The 17,158-nt window shown below is 33.9% G+C and carries 35 protein-coding genes; 1 reads left to right on the top strand and 34 read right to left on the bottom strand.

Annotated features, from left to right (window positions below):
* Window positions 1-208: 208 nt before the first annotated feature.
* From KP014_RS20100 to KP014_RS20155, 12 genes are all read right to left on the bottom strand, one after another.
* Entirely contained in the window at window positions 209-712 is a 504-nt protein-coding gene (locus tag KP014_RS20100; RefSeq protein WP_036588040.1) for a dihydrofolate reductase, read from the bottom strand.
* Entirely contained in the window at window positions 709-1,554 is an 846-nt protein-coding gene (locus KP014_RS20105) for a thymidylate synthase (RefSeq protein ID WP_036588042.1), read from the bottom strand. Before KP014_RS20105 ends, KP014_RS20100 begins: the two co-directional genes overlap by 4 nt.
* 60 nt (window positions 1,555-1,614) lie before the next feature.
* A complete protein-coding gene (locus KP014_RS20110) occupies window positions 1,615-2,079 on the bottom strand; it encodes a dUTP diphosphatase (RefSeq protein WP_246590556.1) in 465 nt (154 codons plus the stop codon).
* Between the two features lie 35 nt (window positions 2,080-2,114).
* Complete coding sequence (nrdG, locus tag KP014_RS20115) at window positions 2,115-2,624, bottom strand: anaerobic ribonucleoside-triphosphate reductase activating protein (RefSeq protein ID WP_343223132.1); 510 nt, start codon at window positions 2,622-2,624, stop codon at window positions 2,115-2,117.
* A complete protein-coding gene (locus KP014_RS20120) occupies window positions 2,621-3,247 on the bottom strand; it encodes a hypothetical protein (RefSeq protein ID WP_051499283.1) in 627 nt (208 codons plus the stop codon). The genes nrdG and KP014_RS20120 overlap by 4 nt, the downstream gene beginning before the upstream one ends.
* A 309-nt stretch (window positions 3,248-3,556) precedes the next feature.
* On the bottom strand, window positions 3,557-5,662 hold the full coding sequence (nrdD, locus tag KP014_RS20125) for an anaerobic ribonucleoside-triphosphate reductase (protein WP_216700400.1): 2,106 nt from the start codon (window positions 5,660-5,662) through the stop codon (window positions 3,557-3,559).
* Complete coding sequence (locus tag KP014_RS20130; protein WP_036588047.1) at window positions 5,655-5,906, bottom strand: hypothetical protein; 252 nt, start codon at window positions 5,904-5,906, stop codon at window positions 5,655-5,657. The genes nrdD and KP014_RS20130 overlap by 8 nt, the downstream gene beginning before the upstream one ends.
* 16 nt (window positions 5,907-5,922) lie before the next feature.
* Window positions 5,923-6,390 (bottom strand): Acb2/Tad1 domain-containing protein, encoded by a 468-nt coding sequence (locus KP014_RS29415; protein WP_246590558.1) that lies wholly within the window; start codon window positions 6,388-6,390, stop codon window positions 5,923-5,925.
* 62 nt (window positions 6,391-6,452) lie between these two features.
* Window positions 6,453-6,908 (bottom strand): hypothetical protein, encoded by a 456-nt coding sequence (locus tag KP014_RS20140; protein ID WP_036588049.1) that lies wholly within the window; start codon window positions 6,906-6,908, stop codon window positions 6,453-6,455.
* A gap of 24 nt (window positions 6,909-6,932) precedes the next feature.
* Window positions 6,933-7,160 carry a hypothetical protein gene (locus KP014_RS20145; protein WP_036588052.1) on the bottom strand — a complete coding sequence of 76 codons (228 nt, stop codon included), beginning with the start codon at window positions 7,158-7,160 and terminating at the stop codon, window positions 6,933-6,935.
* Window positions 7,157-7,372, bottom strand: coding sequence for a hypothetical protein (locus KP014_RS20150; RefSeq protein WP_036588054.1), 216 nt, complete (start codon window positions 7,370-7,372; stop codon window positions 7,157-7,159). Before KP014_RS20150 ends, KP014_RS20145 begins: the two co-directional genes overlap by 4 nt.
* 86 nt (window positions 7,373-7,458) lie before the next feature.
* Window positions 7,459-7,677, bottom strand: coding sequence for a hypothetical protein (locus tag KP014_RS20155; protein ID WP_036588056.1), 219 nt, complete (start codon window positions 7,675-7,677; stop codon window positions 7,459-7,461).
* A gap of 90 nt (window positions 7,678-7,767) precedes the next feature.
* Between KP014_RS20155 and KP014_RS20160 the strand changes: the two genes are divergently transcribed.
* Window positions 7,768-7,944, top strand: coding sequence for a helix-turn-helix domain-containing protein (locus KP014_RS20160; protein ID WP_246590559.1), 177 nt, complete (start codon window positions 7,768-7,770; stop codon window positions 7,942-7,944).
* Window positions 7,945-7,966: 22 nt separating this feature from the next.
* On the opposite strand, the gene KP014_RS20165 is transcribed toward KP014_RS20160, so the two are convergent.
* The 22 genes from KP014_RS20165 to KP014_RS20270 all read right to left on the bottom strand — a co-directional run bounded on the left by KP014_RS20165 (window position 7,967) and on the right by KP014_RS20270 (window position 17,143).
* Window positions 7,967-8,281: a hypothetical protein gene (locus KP014_RS20165; protein WP_216700401.1), complete on the bottom strand. Its 315-nt coding sequence runs from the start codon at window positions 8,279-8,281 to the stop codon at window positions 7,967-7,969.
* A 410-nt stretch (window positions 8,282-8,691) separates the two neighbouring features.
* The gene (locus KP014_RS20170) at window positions 8,692-8,904 is read right to left on the bottom strand and encodes a hypothetical protein (protein ID WP_036588061.1); all 213 of its coding nucleotides are present in this window, start codon (window positions 8,902-8,904) and stop codon (window positions 8,692-8,694) included.
* Window positions 8,905-8,942: 38 nt separating this feature from the next.
* On the bottom strand, window positions 8,943-9,305 hold the full coding sequence (locus KP014_RS20175; RefSeq protein ID WP_036588063.1) for a hypothetical protein: 363 nt from the start codon (window positions 9,303-9,305) through the stop codon (window positions 8,943-8,945).
* Window positions 9,305-9,727 carry a hypothetical protein gene (locus KP014_RS20180; RefSeq protein ID WP_036588065.1) on the bottom strand — a complete coding sequence of 141 codons (423 nt, stop codon included), beginning with the start codon at window positions 9,725-9,727 and terminating at the stop codon, window positions 9,305-9,307. Before KP014_RS20180 ends, KP014_RS20175 begins: the two co-directional genes overlap by 1 nt.
* Entirely contained in the window at window positions 9,728-10,108 is a 381-nt protein-coding gene (locus tag KP014_RS20185) for a hypothetical protein (RefSeq protein WP_036588068.1), read from the bottom strand.
* 34 nt (window positions 10,109-10,142) lie between these two features.
* On the bottom strand, window positions 10,143-10,778 hold the full coding sequence (locus KP014_RS20190; protein ID WP_051499286.1) for a hypothetical protein: 636 nt from the start codon (window positions 10,776-10,778) through the stop codon (window positions 10,143-10,145).
* Between the two features lie 43 nt (window positions 10,779-10,821).
* Window positions 10,822-10,992: a hypothetical protein gene (locus KP014_RS20195; RefSeq protein WP_175491744.1), complete on the bottom strand. Its 171-nt coding sequence runs from the start codon at window positions 10,990-10,992 to the stop codon at window positions 10,822-10,824.
* Window positions 10,993-11,035: 43 nt separating this feature from the next.
* Window positions 11,036-11,299 (bottom strand): hypothetical protein, encoded by a 264-nt coding sequence (locus tag KP014_RS20200; RefSeq protein ID WP_036588071.1) that lies wholly within the window; start codon window positions 11,297-11,299, stop codon window positions 11,036-11,038.
* Window positions 11,300-11,301: 2 nt separating this feature from the next.
* On the bottom strand, window positions 11,302-11,595 hold the full coding sequence (locus tag KP014_RS20205) for a hypothetical protein (RefSeq protein WP_036588074.1): 294 nt from the start codon (window positions 11,593-11,595) through the stop codon (window positions 11,302-11,304).
* Window positions 11,596-11,613: 18 nt separating this feature from the next.
* Window positions 11,614-11,796, bottom strand: a complete 183-nt coding sequence (locus KP014_RS20210; protein WP_036588075.1) for a hypothetical protein — start codon at window positions 11,794-11,796, stop codon at window positions 11,614-11,616.
* Between the two features lie 18 nt (window positions 11,797-11,814).
* Window positions 11,815-12,021, bottom strand: a complete 207-nt coding sequence (locus KP014_RS20215) for a hypothetical protein (protein ID WP_036588077.1) — start codon at window positions 12,019-12,021, stop codon at window positions 11,815-11,817.
* 36 nt (window positions 12,022-12,057) lie between these two features.
* Window positions 12,058-12,357 carry a hypothetical protein gene (locus KP014_RS20220; RefSeq protein WP_051499288.1) on the bottom strand — a complete coding sequence of 100 codons (300 nt, stop codon included), beginning with the start codon at window positions 12,355-12,357 and terminating at the stop codon, window positions 12,058-12,060.
* Between the two features lie 26 nt (window positions 12,358-12,383).
* Complete coding sequence (locus tag KP014_RS20225) at window positions 12,384-12,758, bottom strand: hypothetical protein (RefSeq protein ID WP_036588080.1); 375 nt, start codon at window positions 12,756-12,758, stop codon at window positions 12,384-12,386.
* A 423-nt stretch (window positions 12,759-13,181) separates the two neighbouring features.
* Window positions 13,182-13,415, bottom strand: coding sequence for a hypothetical protein (locus KP014_RS20230; protein ID WP_036588085.1), 234 nt, complete (start codon window positions 13,413-13,415; stop codon window positions 13,182-13,184).
* Between the two features lie 39 nt (window positions 13,416-13,454).
* Entirely contained in the window at window positions 13,455-13,775 is a 321-nt protein-coding gene (locus KP014_RS20235; protein ID WP_216700520.1) for a hypothetical protein, read from the bottom strand.
* Window positions 13,776-13,890: 115 nt separating this feature from the next.
* Window positions 13,891-14,136: a hypothetical protein gene (locus KP014_RS20240; RefSeq protein WP_036588092.1), complete on the bottom strand. Its 246-nt coding sequence runs from the start codon at window positions 14,134-14,136 to the stop codon at window positions 13,891-13,893.
* Window positions 14,137-14,141: 5 nt separating this feature from the next.
* The gene (locus KP014_RS20245; protein WP_036588094.1) at window positions 14,142-14,357 is read right to left on the bottom strand and encodes a hypothetical protein; all 216 of its coding nucleotides are present in this window, start codon (window positions 14,355-14,357) and stop codon (window positions 14,142-14,144) included.
* A gap of 37 nt (window positions 14,358-14,394) precedes the next feature.
* A complete protein-coding gene (locus tag KP014_RS20250) occupies window positions 14,395-15,972 on the bottom strand; it encodes a DHH family phosphoesterase (RefSeq protein ID WP_036588096.1) in 1,578 nt (525 codons plus the stop codon).
* A 255-nt stretch (window positions 15,973-16,227) separates the two neighbouring features.
* On the bottom strand, window positions 16,228-16,374 hold the full coding sequence (locus KP014_RS20255; protein WP_175491745.1) for a hypothetical protein: 147 nt from the start codon (window positions 16,372-16,374) through the stop codon (window positions 16,228-16,230).
* Between the two features lie 35 nt (window positions 16,375-16,409).
* Window positions 16,410-16,730: a hypothetical protein gene (locus tag KP014_RS20260; RefSeq protein WP_036588097.1), complete on the bottom strand. Its 321-nt coding sequence runs from the start codon at window positions 16,728-16,730 to the stop codon at window positions 16,410-16,412.
* 2 nt (window positions 16,731-16,732) lie between these two features.
* Window positions 16,733-16,957: a hypothetical protein gene (locus tag KP014_RS20265; RefSeq protein ID WP_036588100.1), complete on the bottom strand. Its 225-nt coding sequence runs from the start codon at window positions 16,955-16,957 to the stop codon at window positions 16,733-16,735.
* 45 nt (window positions 16,958-17,002) lie between these two features.
* Entirely contained in the window at window positions 17,003-17,143 is a 141-nt protein-coding gene (locus KP014_RS20270) for a hypothetical protein (RefSeq protein WP_175491746.1), read from the bottom strand.
* Between the last annotated feature and the right edge of the window lie 15 nt (window positions 17,144-17,158).

Raw genomic sequence — 17,158 nt, forward strand, 5'->3', positions numbered from 1 at the left:
TTTACTCAAATCATCGCCTAACCAATAACTGTTCAGATAAATGATTGCTGCTAAGATTACCGTTGGAACAATGTTTAAAGCAATAAACAAGTATACACCTTCTTTTTGATTTTCATTTGATAAATATCAACCTCCTATTAAAAAAAGTACAGGTATGACTTAACCTGTACTTAGAATAGCATATATTATATTGTTTGTCTATTTATTTTTACTTTATTAATCGGGAATACTTAACTATTTTTATCGGATAATCAGTATCGTCTCCAACGGGAATATCTAGAGAGTGAACTGCTTCCCATTCAGACCAATCAATTTCAGGAAAATATGTATCACCTTCGAATTCAGCATCGATATGAGTTATGTACATTTCTCCAATATGGGGCAGAAATTGCTTATAGATTGAAGCTCCACCAATAATATAAGTCGATCTTAATTCATCGATAATAGAGTGTACTAATATATCATCCACTGAATCATAAACGGTGCATTCCGGCACTTTATAGTTTTTGTTAGATGTTAGAATGATATTGTTTCGTTTTGGTAATGGACGACCAATAGATTCATATGTTGACCTTCCCATGACTACATTGCCGTATTCAGTTTGAGACTTGAAGAATTTTAAATCTGCCGAAATGTTCCAAGGGAGTGAATTGGATGAGCCGATTAGATTATTGATGTCCATAGCAGCAATAAGAGAGATGGGATATGTCATACAGCTACAACACCTTTAATTGTTGGGTGTGGATCGTAATTATCTAGAATAAAGTCTTCATATTTAAAATCAAAAATATCTTTTTTGTTTGGATTCAGGTACATCTTTGGTAAGTCTCTTGGTTCTCTGGTCAATTGAAGTCTTACTTGTTCAAGATGATTCAAGTATAGATGCACATCTCCGCCCGAGTAAATTAGATCACCAAGATCCAAATCACATACTTGAGCAACCATCATTGTCAATAGAGCATAACTTGCAATGTTAAATGGAAGGCCAAGAAAAACATCTGTGCTGCGCATGTTAAATTTGCAGGATAGTTTATTATTTTCTACATAAAATTGAAACGCATAATGACATGGAGGAAGCTTCATATCTTTAATTTCTCCAACGTTCCAGGCTGATACAAGGTGCCTTCTTGAGTCTGGATTTGTTCTTATTGACTTAATGACTTCTGAAATTTGATCAATGGTTTCGTCGGTAAGCATGAAACAATCTAGACCATCTTCATAATAAGTATCTGCAACTTGCCAGTTACGCCATTGAGAGCCATAAACGGGGCCAAGTTCTCCATGTTCATTCGCCCAAGAGTCCCAGATTCGAACATCATTTTCCTTAAGATATTGGATATTAGTACTACCTGAAAGAAACCAAAGTAATTCATGGATGACTGATTTAAGATGGATTTTCTTTGTGGTGAGTAGTGGAAACCCTTCCTGTAGATTAAATCTCATGTCATAACCAAATACAGATAATGTGCCTGTACCAGTTCTATCTTCTTTCTTTGTACCATTATCAAGAATGTATTGGCATAGTTCTAAATATTTTTTATCAGCGTTATTCATTATTCTCTCCCTTTAGTTAAGTTTAAAGGCGATGGATTGACCACCGCCTGCGTATAAAAATTAGTTTTTTCCTGTGCTTCCGATTCCACCTCTTGAAACTTCATCAAGTTCATCCACTGTAATCAATTCAACATCTGGCATTACCTCTTGGATACGGAACTGACAAATACGATCATTCTTCTTAATGGTTGTGTCTCGCATTGCTAACGCAGGGAAATGCCACTGATCTAGATTTCCACTGAAAGAATTATCAATTACTCCAAAATGATTGGTCTGAATGATTCCAAAATTTTTATATGTGCTACTGCGTGGAACTGGATTTGCTTCATAACCTTCAGGTAGTTTCATTCCCACCCCAAGAGGAATAAGAAAATACTCTCCCTTTCTCAAATCAACATCAATTGCAGAGCGAAGATCAATCCAATCACCCTTAGAAATTTTAGTTAGTGGTTCAATATTAGAAAAATATTTAACCTTAATTTGGAGTGGCTTTTTGTAAAATGGTTGTTTCATTTGGTCTGTCATATGAATTATAATTACTCCCTTTTATGTATTTTTATTTATTTATAAAGTTGATTAAGCAATATCTTTTTGTACTGTTTCAAACTTTCTTGAATATCTATAACCTCTTGATTTGTTGAACCAGCCCAATGATAGTTTACATCAGAAAGTTTTTGAATAAATTTTCCGTCTACAAGAACATCGATAAATTGTAAAATATCAGGATAATTTTTTTGTATCCACTCATACTTGTACCCACTATAGAGCCATATTGTTTTGTTTGGATATTTTGCTTTAATTTCTTTTGATAGGTTCACCACTTCTTCAATATTGTTTTGATGAAGTGGATCACCTCCTGACCAAGTGATTCCATCAATATACTCTTTGTTAAGGCACTCAAAAATTTTGTTTTTTGCTGTCTCGTCAAATAAAATACCACTACAAGGATTCCATGTCTGCTTATTGTGGCATAGGTGACACATATGTTCGCACCCCGATAAGAAGACAACAACTCTCAATCCCGATCCATTATTCATATCATCCGTTTTAATATCGTGATAATTCGTTATTGTTCACTCCTTTTTGGTGTATTAATTAATTTGAACAGTTTTTCTTTAATATAAAAAGGAACTTCGCTCTTATATTTGTTATATAGTACAGTCATGAACTCTCTATCGTTTCGTTTGCTGTTTAACGCCGCGTTTAATTCTTTGGGAAGAAAACAGCATGTGCTTGGAGAATACGTTTTGTTTCCTTCTACCAGCAAATCTTTATCTAGCTCTAACTTATAACTACATGGATAAATTTTCTTGTCATACCATTTGGCAAAGTTCTGATAATTGTGAAATTCATCAGACACCGTACATCCAATATAACGCGGGTTATCCTTTTGATAATTTACGTCATAACACCTGTTAAACATGCTAAACCATTTGATGTATTGTGGTGTTTTTATGTTATTTACTCTTGCCGAATAACTGCCACAACCATAGTATCCAACCCCATAAACACTTTTGTGAAAAGGATTTTTAATTTCACCATTGCTTACGTTTTGTGCAGTTACCCACACTAGATAATCAGGAACATCAACAAATTTGATCAGCACGGTGTGTCTGTTAATGTAATCAACTATCTGTATTTCATAGCCTTCATTTGTAAAATGTTTTTCGCCAACTCTGTTGTTTATTTTCATTCTACATAGACTTCCGCTCTGATATTTCAATTACTTTTGCGTCATTGTATCTAGTCTTTCCGTGAATCTTTGTGTAACCCAAATCATTTATACCCCATCTTTCGATGTATTTAAAAAGGGATTAGACTATACAATCAAGTTGGATTATAGTCGTTGAACGTCCTCCATCAGCGTTACCCGTTAAGGAGTTTCGATGCGTCTGAGGAACTTCCATCCTCGGTTGCCCAATCCTAAGAATTTTTATGGTTTGTGCTTTCGCGTACCGCATTCACATTTACCGTTTCCAGTTCTGTTGTAGCTTCTTAGGCTCTAAGGGGTTTCCCGCAGTTTAACCAATTTTACATGGGCTGTTTTGGTTAACCCATTCATCCGATCAATCTTTGTTACAAGTTCACTTCCGCATTTGGGACACACGTCCATATCAAGTTGTTCATGTCCACATTCTTCGCAGTACGATAAACTCAGATTTAAACCTTCATAAAAACCCATCTTCATAGCTCTTCTAACCAGTGTTTTTTGAGCTAATTTATTATAAGCAATAGGGTATTTACAATACTGAATTTTGCCGCCGTTGAACAGATCCCAGAATTGCTTTTCATAATCCTGTTTTTGGATTGGAGTAATATCTTCCCATACACCACAATGAAATGAATTGCTTACATATGCTCGGTCAGATACTCCTTCAATGATTCCATATTTTTTTCTGAACTGTTCTACTTGTAGACCAGCGAGTGATTCTCCCGGTGTGGCGTAGATTGCATACAATATCTTGTCTTCTTCTTTGAACTGTTCTATCTTTTTGTTTATGTATTGCATTACCTCTAAAGCGAAACCATTATCTTCTACAAGCGTTTTTTTGTTGTAAAGATATTGCAATTCATTTAGAGCTGTAATACCAAAACTCATAGTCATTGGTTTTAGCAGCGACTTAATTTTGTCATCTGGTTTAAGATTCCCATTTAAGAATCCGCCTTGACAAAATCCAAGTGGATTGGTTGATGCTTTCTTTTCACCAAGAAAATCGCGCGTCTTAATGTGTAGTTGACGAATCAATTCAAGGTAATAGTCCAACAATTCATAAAAATCTTTGTTTTCATGTCTTGCTTTAGCCAAAATCATTGGGAGATGAAGCGAAATTGCTCCGAGATTATGACGGCCTTCAAATACAGGTACGTCATTTTCATCTAATGGATGCATCCCCCCACGCTCAAACCAAGGAGATAAACTGGCCCTGCACCCCATTAGCGAAATCACTTTGCCATACTTTTTATAAATACTCGGGATATACCCATCTCCCGAAAGTGAGAGAAAATCTGGATACATGGACTTACTTGAACAATCAATTGCAATATCAAACAGATATTCAAGTTGCTTTCCTTCCCCATGTAGATTTTCATCATATAAGAATGTCAGTTTGGGAAACAATACAGGTTTTTTGAGGCCCGTTTTACCCTGTCCACCCATTCTAACTTTAAGAATAGCTTCAGTTACCATTTGCTCAAATTTACTTGTACCTACACCAAAACTTGTTGCTATGAACGGATAATCTCCTCGTGAACTTCCAACTGTGTTGAAACGATACTCCCAAGATTGAAAACCCTGTTCCATATCACGATATACCTTTTTAGTTGCGTAATCGTCAGCCTTTAATTCTTTGTCTTTAATATCAACAAACGAAACAATATCAAGATATTCCTCATAATATTTTTCATATGACAATTTAGCATACTTAGTCAATACTGTATCAATTCTTGGAAGCGTAAATCCTCCATATTGTTGACTGGCTGCACTCATCGCTACATCACTAATTACGTCAAACGCAACATCCAACGTTTTTGGTTCATTATACCAAACATTTCCCATTTCAAATCCACCGTTTAATACATTGGAAATATCAAATAGACAACAGTTGATACTGTCTAGTCTTGCACTTCTATCATGTATATATATGTATCCATCTTTTGCAGCCTGTCGTTCTTCTACATTTAAGAAAAACTTTTTATAAAGTTCACTATTCAATTCATTGTAAATTAAGCTTCTTTGTGTACTAACTAATGCGCTATCTGTATTGGCATTACTAGTATCGCCTATATATCGAATCGACTGGCTTTTTTGATATACTTTGTCTAACATGTGTACAAAATCTTTTTTATAATTTCTGTAATCACGATATGATTTTGCAATTGCTGGATGAAACTCATCTAATGATGATTCTACGATATTATGCATTTCACAAATGTCGATCTCGGATGTATCATGCTCTACGATTTTCTCCCAAACCATGCTACATATTTCTGCATAATCGTTATCTGATAAATTTATCATCACACGCCGAGAAGATTTATTTACAGCATTAATAATTTTTTGTTCATTATAATCTTCCAGTGTTCCGTCTTTTTTGGTGATCTTAATCAACGTATGTGTCGTCTCCTTTAGATAAATCAATTTCGTCATTTATATCGCATTCTTTAACTTGATCCCAAAGTAGCCCTCCGTCTTCGTCGTCTCCTCTCTTCATAAGGTGACAATATCCATTCTCTTGGTATGGTTTGGATTCATCAATATCCCAAAAAGGACATTTCTTTTCACTATAGCAATACATACCTTTTGGAATGTGTTGTTCAGGATTAATGAAGTATTTAGGGTCAACAGTTTTCATATTCCATCTCCTTTACTTACTCGTTTCTTGCTATTGCTGCATTCGCCCAAAACACACTTTGTTCAAGATTGGTCATCGCCAATGATTTCTCTCTGCTGCTTGGGGCCAATTCGTCAATTAAATATGCGAATTCTTTTGCCTTTTCTCTGATTTGCTGATATTTTTCCGATTGTCCCACTTTTGGAGGATGATAGGAGAAATTATTTTCGATGGCAATATTAAACTTTTTCTTTTCAAAAAAAGCAATATTGTCAACAGTATAAACCAACGAATATGTATAATCATTGTGTAAAATCTCAAATCCACCATAATCAGGTACAAAATCCGTTTCGCCAATAGACTCAAATGTTTTGTAGTCAATACACTTAATCAATAAATCCACTCCTTTATTAAAGTGTTGATGAAAGACTTGTTTTATAGATTCCATTTTCCCCGATGAAAAGGATAAGATATTGTCCACGCAATACCAATTGCTAAAACCCATAGGGAGAACAATACTTCTTCATACCATTTGCCATTCCAGCCAAACATAACTTCCTCCCCCTATTACTTCATGATTCGTAGCTTGTACAAATCACCTTGTTCATTATATGTATTGATATAGAAACGATACACGTATCTTGCTGACTCTCCAACATAACTGTGTTCAAATGTCTGACCGCTCTCTAGTTTTGCGTCGGGAATTTCATAAAATACATCGTGTGTCTCACATTTTTGATCATCAACCATCGTTGATTTAGCAATGATTTTGCATTTCTTTGTGTTGTTTTTATTTACAACGAAAGTTGACTGATCTTCATCAAAGAAAGAATCGTAGTCGCTCTTCTTGTTCATTTCGGTTTTGTGTGCAAAAGCAAGGAAATCTTCACCGACTAATTGGCTTCCAACAACAAGTTTATTATCTTCAATTTTAGAATACTTGCTATAGTCTACATGTGCAGCAAACTTACCGTTTTCATCAAAAATAAACAATTCAAGACCATCTCTACAAGCTAAGTTCATTTATATTCTCCTATATATGTATTTTTACTTATTTAAATTGTTATGGAATACTCTAACGTCAAACTCTCTCCAAGCTTCATACCAACTTTTTTCATCGAGAGCATCAAACTTCTTAAATTCTTTTGCCCCAATAAATTCCTTCAATTTCTTCTTAACAAATGAATCTTCATGTAACAGATATTCTTCTTCTAGTCCAACCACATTTTTAAAGCATTCGTACAATGCATCACTTAAACTTATGTATGTTCTCATTTTTCGATTTTCTTAACACCCCCATATTCTCCAACTTCATATCCCTCTGGCAAGGGAACAATATCCCACCTACCAAGAATATTTTGGATACTTTCTCCCAAACTTTTCCCTAAAATTTCACCATCGAACCAATGTACAGAGCCACCGAACATTGAATATTCAAGTGTTCCATATGTACCATCTTTTTTATTCTTCAAAATAGTTTTTGTCAAAACATCACCTCCCCTAATTTATAATTATAATATTATTAACTTTTATGGATTAAGTCAATATATAGATGATTATTTATTTTTATCTTTTACTCTTTAATGTATTTTACATTACTCATGTCCCTCATAGCAAAAATACGAGTAGCATGTTTATCAAGATCATGAGCTTCCATCAACCATTGTGTTTCAGGATGATATTCTGTACTCCCATGATAAATTGACATATATACGGCTCTACGTGTACCAGATTCACCTTTCCAATTTGTATAGCTGAATTTGATTGCTTGACCTTCTAGAATGTTTAGCATTACTCATCTCCTTTATGATATAATAGTAGTCAACATATTGTGCTGACTGGGTGTGAATTTATGTATATAAAATGTGTTCTTGGTAAAATTATGAAACAAAAAAATCTAACAAATAAAGATGTAGTTGAGTTGACTGGAGTAAGTAGAAACACCGTTACATCTCTATCCGCCAACGCTACAAAACGTATTGACTATGACACATTAACAGCTTTATGTATTGGTTTGGGTGTTACTCCCGGAAAATTGTTAGTTCTAAGTGATGATTAATTATTGTAAAAGGTACATTTCATTAATTTTGTCTATCAATTAGGTAGCCTTTAATTTCAATGGTGAGTCTACCCGAAAGTGTTGTCATTCTTAACTTAATAACATGACCTTCAGAAAAAACCTGAAATACGGGATATATATTATTAGCGTTGAATACTTTTAAAGCCAGGTGCTCAGAACTTTCTTGTTTGTTTATTAGAAAATCAGAAGATGCTTTAATGTATTGTGAATCTTCATGGTCACAAATCTCTGGTCCACAACCGTATGTAAAATGAATCAAGTGGGGTTCTCCACCAAGTTTTTCTCTAACCGCATTATTAAATGCTTTTACATCCATGAACTCTAGCATCTTAGTTATCTCCAATATTCTAACCCCTTTTCTTCTTATCAAATGTGCATTTTAAATGAATTATTCGTCAAATGTTTTCTAATGACTTAGACACTCCTCCCAAATAAAGTTTTAGAAAAAAATGATGAATCGAAATAAATAATGTGCATTTTTTGTCCTGTATGTGCATATATAAATAATGCATAATCATCATCCTTAAAGACCTTTCCATCCGGAGTGGAGGGGTCTTTTTTCTGCATACTTTAGCATGCCTATAATAACGATTTGTGACCCTATGGTTTCGGTTCATCATACAATGAAGTACGCAGCACATACCTGTGATCATTGTCTAGAGACGCTATTCCGATAATCTCTTTTCAAATTAATTCATTCGCCAAACTATTGATAAACTTTGACTTTCATTCACCAATTTCAATTAGTCCGCTATCCTCTAAATTTGACTCCAATACTCCTAAATATTGAGCATCATCACCAAGTAATAAATTAGCTTTTACTGCAATGAGATAGTTTGCTAATCTTTCCTTATTGTCTTTTGATATACCATATTCTTCTTCAATGTCACAGCAATGCTTAACTATTAATTTTAGTTCATTTTTGGTGAATATGTTCATATTTAATAATCATCCCTTCTCATAAAATGCGGCTCCATTTAAAATCTTAGTTTCCAGTATTTCTTAATCATTTTATCTCTTAATTCTTGATTTACTTCTACTTTCGCAAAACGCCTTTCTTCAGAAGTATCACCCCAGTTAAGTACTCCAAATTCATCGATAATAATTTTTTCTCTCTCCAAAACTTTGAGTAGAGCAGCCTTGAGAATTTTTCCATCGCCATAGATATCAAATATGATTTGTTGTGGTCTGTGACGTTCAACTTCAATCGGAATTACATTAAGTGCTTCATCTAACCAGCCTTTAATAGTTTTTGGCATTAGATATTCACCTGTAGTTAAGTTAATCCGTTGAATGACTGTCTTATCTGGGTGTTTTTCTATACCAATAATCCAGAGCATTAGCAATTCTCCTTAATTTCATTATTAATCTCTTCGAGCTTCTTATTGTAATATTCGATTCTACTTATTTTTGCTTTTTCAAACTTTTTCAAATTCTCTTTGCATTGCTTCTTATAATGCTTACGACACTCTTCCTCCGAATAGAAGATGTTGAGTGACACTCCGGTATAAGCACGATATCCTGTGTTATCATATGGCCCGATAACTGTGCTAGATGGTTTACCATTTTCTTTAATTTCTCTGAAGTGGAACTCAGAATAAAAGACTTTTTTATTTTTAGGGAGATCCTTATTGCTCCAGACTACAACCTTTTTGGGCTTGACATGGCGAATCGGCTTGTTATCAATGTCATTAAAACGATAATCACATATCCATACTTCTTCATCAATTACTACTTTATCCTTGTAATCTTTATGCAACAATTAATTGCCCTCCCCAATTAAGACAATAATTTCTTTATATTGCTCAGTATTTTTAGAAATCCAATCCTCTGAAAATGAACCGCATTTCTTTTCATTGAATAACCTTTTCAAGTCTCGATTTAACTCTTTAAAGTTACTCAGACCAGCCATTAACACTAAAACAGGATACAGTAAAATGTTTAGAGTAATTAGTCTTTTGCTACTAAATTCTTGCATGATAACTCTGTCATCATTTAGGTAGTATTCGTATCGATTCTTCCAATTTTTCTTTCTTCTTTTAATAATTGAGTTATGTTGATTCTTTGTAAGATAAATTTGTTTGTACCCTATATCTAATAAGTTGTCGTACTTATATATGTATCTATCTTCTTCTTCTTTCAAACAACTTCTCTCCTTTCTCTGTAAAATACGCCTTTTATCCAAAGTCTACTATGTGTAACTCGTAATTTCCAAAGATTTTAGGTTCTAATTCATCAATCGTATATGTATTTTTATTTCCAAGTACAATTACATCTGAAGTAATGCTATCTGGTAGTGTTTCTTGACTATCGGTTTCATATACTTCTAGCCCATTTATGTGAGCCGCAATATAACTTTTCCCTCTGTTTGAGGAACCCTTAAACACCCAAACAGGTCTCTTATCTTTATGTCTTATTGTTTGAATGAATAAGTCCATATCCACGCTATAGCCTCCGTTCGGATAATATCCGTCTCCGCCATCATAGTAGACACTGAATACATCATTTTCTACATCGTCGTAATCTTTTTCAGGTAACAAGTCTGGAACAGTGATTGGTGCTTTTAGTTTGAATGTGTATCCATCAAACCTTTCTACCTCTTCTATTTCAATGCGTCCCCAAGAAGCCGCGCACCATCCAGATCCACATTCTCCCTCTTCCTCCCAAAGCTTAATTTTCACTTTTCTGTTGTCACTAAGTATTCCAAAAATAATGTGACGCTCTAATTCAACATCCGTATATTCAAAATCGCAGTTATGTCCACTTACTGTCTGCCCTATATATTTTTCGATTTTCATTCCAATAATTTTCATTCAATTTCTCCTTTTCTCTATGAAATCTCACATTTACATAAACTTACTCATAAACACCATTTTCCTCTAGCTTATCTAGTTCTTTATTAATATCTGCAATTTTATCTTCTATGTAACAAATATCTGCACCAATGACACGTTGACGATCTTGTAGTTCTTGTCTTTGATAAATAAAATCGCCAAGTTGAGTAATTAAATTTTCGTATTCAGTCATTCTTTACTCTCCTTTTTCTTAATCAAATATATCTTTCGTTAAGTTATTTTCGTATAAACCTTTTATATTTACCACTTCCACTAATAAGTGTTGCAAAGATAACTCCTACATAGAATACGATCCAACCAACAGGGCCAGCAAAAATGATTTTGCAAATATTAATAGCCAAATCATAAGCGTCAATATCTGATGATTTTAATACTTCAATCAATCCAACAATTCCACCAATGAACATTTCCCAAAGTCCAATGTAGACTCCAAGAATTGCACCAACAATACAAATAAAAAATGCAGCTATGCTCTTCATTATTATTTATTCTCTCCTTTAATTTCAGAGTTTGTGTTTGGAGAATATTTCAGATATCCGCCAATAACAGCAAGTGTTCCACAGATAATCGGTAATTGCGATGATTTAAAATAGTCCACATTAAACAATAAATTAAAACCATTAGCTATGTATCCACCATAGACCCACTCAAGAAATCTTCCTCCTAACCAGCCAAATGAATATGTCATAACTGGTGCTAGAAAGAGTAAGATACCCATCTTAACAATGTTTCCAATTGCTTTTGAAAACCAATCAATATTGTTATTTTTGTTCATTTAAATCTCCTTTTTATTTTAATATGTAACTCTTAAATTCCAATTTTTATCTTTGTCCAATATGTATTTATTCTTATACTCATCACTCAACTTCAGATTTTTCTCTGCTTCTAGTCTAATAATCTCATCGTTAATCTTATGTCTTTGTTTGCGTAGCTCATCGAGACGATTATTGATATCTGTTAAACTTCTGTTAAACATTTTTTATTCCTCCTGTATTTATTCATTAATTCTAAAAAATCTATCAAAATCGATATAGTTTAGTATTCCCATAATTCCAAGTATAAGATTTATGGGTGGAATTATCATTGCAAAGATTAATTCTCCACCAGCTTCAAGAACGTCATCCATGATTGACTTTCGAATGCCGACACAACCAATTGCAACTGATAATAGATATCCAACGACAATGCAAACTATGATCATAAACATTCTCCTTTCTATTGGGATAAAAGCATTAGTTTATGAGCTTTTTACTGGTTTAACTTCAAAAATGTCTCTGTCTTTAAGTTGATCATAGTCGCAAAGATTGCTCTTAATCCAATCCAAGAATTTATGATCCACCTTGTCAAACTCTACGATATCAATGTCCATATAATCATAATCATCATCAATCGTTCTTGATGTTTCGCCTTTACTAATCATGTCTTCATATACTTCTTGAGCATTAAACCTTTTATCAAACGACAGTGCTGAATAATCATCGCCTCTTACATAGAGAAAAACGCTTTTTTCATTAGAATTATTTAGATAATTTGGCATATCTCACTCTCCCACTTTTGTATTATTTAAATATTCTTTTCATCTAACAATCCAACATCGTAAGCAGCCTTTGCAGTTTTATGGTCAACAAGAACCCCATTGATTGTATTGGCATAAGGTGAAATCTTCCCACTTTTTGGTTCATACCAATTAGTCTCAATTTCTATGTCGCTAAACATTTCTCTATTCTTGATTTCTCCTGGCCCGGCATAAAATCCGTTTTCATCTTTTTTATCTTCGTATTGAAGTTCAGGGCCAATTTCACTTGCCCCACACTTTGTGCAATGGTATGGGCCACATTGAACCATGCCAACACCGACATCTACGAAGTCTGCATGACAAGGCGCTGCACAATACGGACACGGTTCAGGATTATTATAATTAAAGTAATTACTACTCACCGTTTTACCTCCTTCATTCTGTTATGATAAAACCACTATTTCATGAAGAAATATGGTCTAAAAAAGCCTTTAAAATCAACGTTTTTTGATTGACTCATTCTCTAATTCTTTGAAATATGCTCCAGACCAACACTTTCGACATAGTGATTTACTTGTAAGTGCTTTTGGAAAAGGGAATACTCTACCCTCTTTGTAAATATCTCTTGTTTTTGTCTTACATTCATCACACTGATGATAAATAATTTTCTCTGCGCTATATGTGGGTTCAAATTCTACAGTTATTTCGAATTCTTTTTCGCACTCTTGACATGTCCAGTCCAATTTATTATCACTTGATAAACCGTCACATAGGGCATCTGTCATATCATTTTCATATTCGCAATACGGACATTCTACTGTATCGTAAATATCAATCCCCTCCTTTTATTCCGAGTAAAATCCAACAAGTTTAAAATGTTCATGATCTTTGTCAATCCACTCTCTATCGGCACCGTCTGAATAGATTCCGAAATCATCTAATGCTTCCAAATATCCTGCAATGCGGCTTCCGATACCATTATGATATTGGTCTCCTTGCAATAACACTTTCCCTTCATCTAAATCAAACAAAGCCTTTTCGTCCTCGAATTCTTCGTTGACATAAATAACTAGGTTCATTTTTTTATCTTCTCCTTTTTAATCAAACTTGTATTTTATCTATTCTTCTACTGGTTCATATGTCTGCTCGAATATGTCTGGTTTACATGGATAGAATTCGTTGCCTACGCCTTTTATAATCCAATCGCCTACATCTGCTCTCATAGTTCCTTCGAGAGTAGGAATCTCAATAAATGTTAATCCTTCTGGTTCGCCATTTGGCTCAGTACCAACTCGAACAAATTGATTATGTGCAGATACAAAATCAATAATCTCAAAGTCGTTGTACTCTTTGTGAATGCCGTATTTACATGGAATTTCTTTAATCACCTTGAACTGCATAGCTTCGATCACTACTGGCTTTTTTCGGAATTTCATTATAAACCTCCTATTATTTTATCTTTATAAAACAGTTCTTTCATGAGGAATTTACCGTCAAAAAACCCTTTATTCATGCGGTTTTTAGACATAGCCTTTGCAAAATATGATGTTTTACTTAATAAACCTCGCAGCCTTGATAATATTTATGTCCTTTCCCTCTATATCTCTGTTTAGAAATAAATGTCTTAACGATAATCAAGTTTTCAGACACTTTAAGAAGAACAAGTACACCTTTTTCTGTCATCCATCTAATTTTACCTTCAATGTTTTTGATACAGGATACCTCTTTGATAAGGTATCCCATTCTAACTCCGCTCTTCTTGATTCTTTCTCTTGCATGTTGAGTGAATTTTATCTTCATAGTTATTACCGTTTATTCTGCTTTCTTGCTCGTGCGTATTTAGTGAGCGTAGAACCCTTCTTTTCGTGTGTTTTTGCTGGAAGAACATATTGGAATGCAAGTCCTTGTTTTGCTGCAATGCGCTTTGATTCACTTTCTGCTCCAAGTCGATCAGTTGGAAGATTATCAATTACAATATTCTTTCCTGTTTCAGTTGTTGCAATCCCGTAAAATGTTGTCATATGTATTATTTCTCCTTTTAAATATATGTATTTTTATTTAATTGATAATTCTGTAATCGTCGATCAGTACCTGCATTGTCTTTTCAATTCGGAAGCGTGGTTTATAGAATTTCCAATAATTCATGTTGAGGTTACCCAGCACTTCAATTTCAGAAAATACTGGAAAGTTGTTATAATATTCTTCATCAATCTTGAACTTCATTAGTTTAAGATTTTCATTAATTTTTACTTCTAGAGTGTCTTTGTTTTTTCCTCTTAAAATTCTGTCATCAACAAAGATTCCTTTTATAAGAAATTTTCCATCCTTAAAGTTTCTACCACTCACTCTATAGAAGTTACAAATGTGGAGAATTAATTTTTCATTGAGTTCGTTTATATTAAACTCAAGATCATAATACTGTGTGTCATCAAATGATGTATTGGCAAGTATTTGATTCAATTCCTCTTGAAGATTGCCTAAGTTATTTTTATTTGTAGCTGTGCCTCCTGCCCCTTCGTGTCCTGCTGCATACAAAGCATTCTTACATGTGCTCAACAGCGACATCATGGGGAACTCATCATAACCTCTAAAACTACCCGCATAGATATCGTCACTCTTACCATTTCCCAATACAATCGCTGGTCTGTTAAAGTGCTTCGATAAATCTTGCGCAACTAATCCATTGTACCCCTTACCAATGGTAGGATCATAACAAATAACACATTTATTGCGAGTATCAACCGTTGGTTTTAATCGTTGTAAGGCTTCTCTTTGAACATTTTTTCGCTTTTCATTGACTTCAACAAGTTGTTTTACAATACCTTTTAGATTTGGACCGTTCTCATCGCACATCATAAAGTCTTTAGCGAGAATAATTTTATCGTCCCTTGTTGCCGCTGTTACTGCTGGTGATAGTCCATAAACAAAGTCATTCGCGTAAAGGTTGTTAATGTCTTTGCCCAATGCAGTAAACAGTTGCTTGAATCCCTCGTGTTGCACATTCTTTAATGAATTTTTAAAGAAGAATCTATTTTCAGGTTCAGTCATCGACATCATATCAGCAGCTACTGAAAATCCAGCCATGTCTACGTATTTAATCGAGTAATATGTATTCATAATGTCATCTAATACAGAACATACCTTCCAAACAAGCAGACCACCTGAAGCATTCTTGTTTGGATATTTGCAATCTGATTGTTGTGGGTTAACAATGGTTGCATATGGATTTGCATGAGTGATTTCATGGTGGTCAATAATTAAACAATCAATTCCCTTTTCGCTCAGAAGTTTCATCTCTTCAACATCATTACTACTACTATCAACGGCAATATACAAATCGATATCTTCGGGTACTTGGTCAATAATGTATTCAGTACCGTGTCCAGCGCTTCTCTCCACAAACTCTAATGTAACCTTGTCGTTATATTTCGAGATGCATTTATACATCATCGTTCCTGCTGCTAATCCATCCCAATCACAATCTCCAAAGATAAAAATCTTTTCACCATTTCTGATTGCTTTAATAATTCTTTGTGCTAGTAAGTCGATATTTTTCAGCAAATATGGACTATGTACAACATTACTCAATGGATTCAGAAACGCATCAATATCTTCAATTCCATTAATTTTAGCCAACTTAGAATACAGGTTATCGTGTTCATCATACGGAATTTTGGGTATTTTCTTTTTCCACGCGATAGTGTAGGCTCACCCTTTCTATACATATTAACCAATGCTTATTTTGAAGTTTTCAGGCAATGCAATATTATCATAGCTATCCATTGCCTTCATGAACTTATATGTAAGTAACTTGTTCTCTCTTCCTGTGTTCTTGTTAATGATTCGAATATTCGCTTTACGTTTCATAAGAATCACTCTCCAAAATAGGATTTAGTTTTCAAGCAAATTGGTAATAATCTCGATGCGTTCAGATTTATTTAACTTGGCCCACAACAAAGAAATTTTATTGTAGATTGCATCCAAATCTTTTCCGTCTGTCTCGACTCCAAATTCCTTGAGAATATCAGTAAATGTCATAATTCTCACCTCCTTGATTTGATGAAAGATAAGTTTTATAAGCAAATGATTAAAAATTCTTTCTCTTTTGCTTTAATAAAAGCATAGTATTTACTTTTATGCTCTAGATTATATAAATTCCTATTATGATCTTCCATATTCCTAAATAATTCAACTACTTCTGGAATTTCAGGATTAGCAGCAAGATCGTCTAAATTATAACTCACAGTAATTCCAGACTCTCTTCTTTTTATATTTTCCAATAAAAAGTCATAAGCATCTCTTTTTGGGGGATCTAAAACCTTGTCAGGATATTTTCCTATGTATTGAATTATATTGTCTCCTTTCCATTTAATCTTATTTTGTTCAGCGTGCACATCTATCTCAGACTGTTTTTTATATGATTTTCATATGTCCATTTCTTCACTTCGTCCATAACCTCTCTATTGCTTTTCAAAATATTCTCTACTGTGTGCTCATTAATTAATTCTCCTTCGGGATTTTTGATTAATACCTTCAACAATACCTCGTCGTTCTTTTTAAAACTCCTTTTAACATCGATTTTCCATCCGTGGTATTTCGCGCTAAGAATATTTGTTCTCATCTTTTATCTCCTCTATATTGTTTTTTTCATGAAAGTATGTTTTTATTAAGTCCAATACTCTTGTTCTTCATCCGCATACTCTTCCATCTTGCAATAGCGCTTGTAATGATCCCAGTTGTCTAAGTCTAATCCTTGCTGCTTTGCGTGTTCGTAATCTTCATCTGAATATGGTTTATCCATGTTCATTACTTATCTCCTTTG

This window comes from Paenibacillus sophorae (assembly GCF_018966525.1).
In the GTDB taxonomy this organism is placed as follows: domain Bacteria; phylum Bacillota; class Bacilli; order Paenibacillales; family Paenibacillaceae; genus Paenibacillus_AQ; species Paenibacillus_AQ sophorae.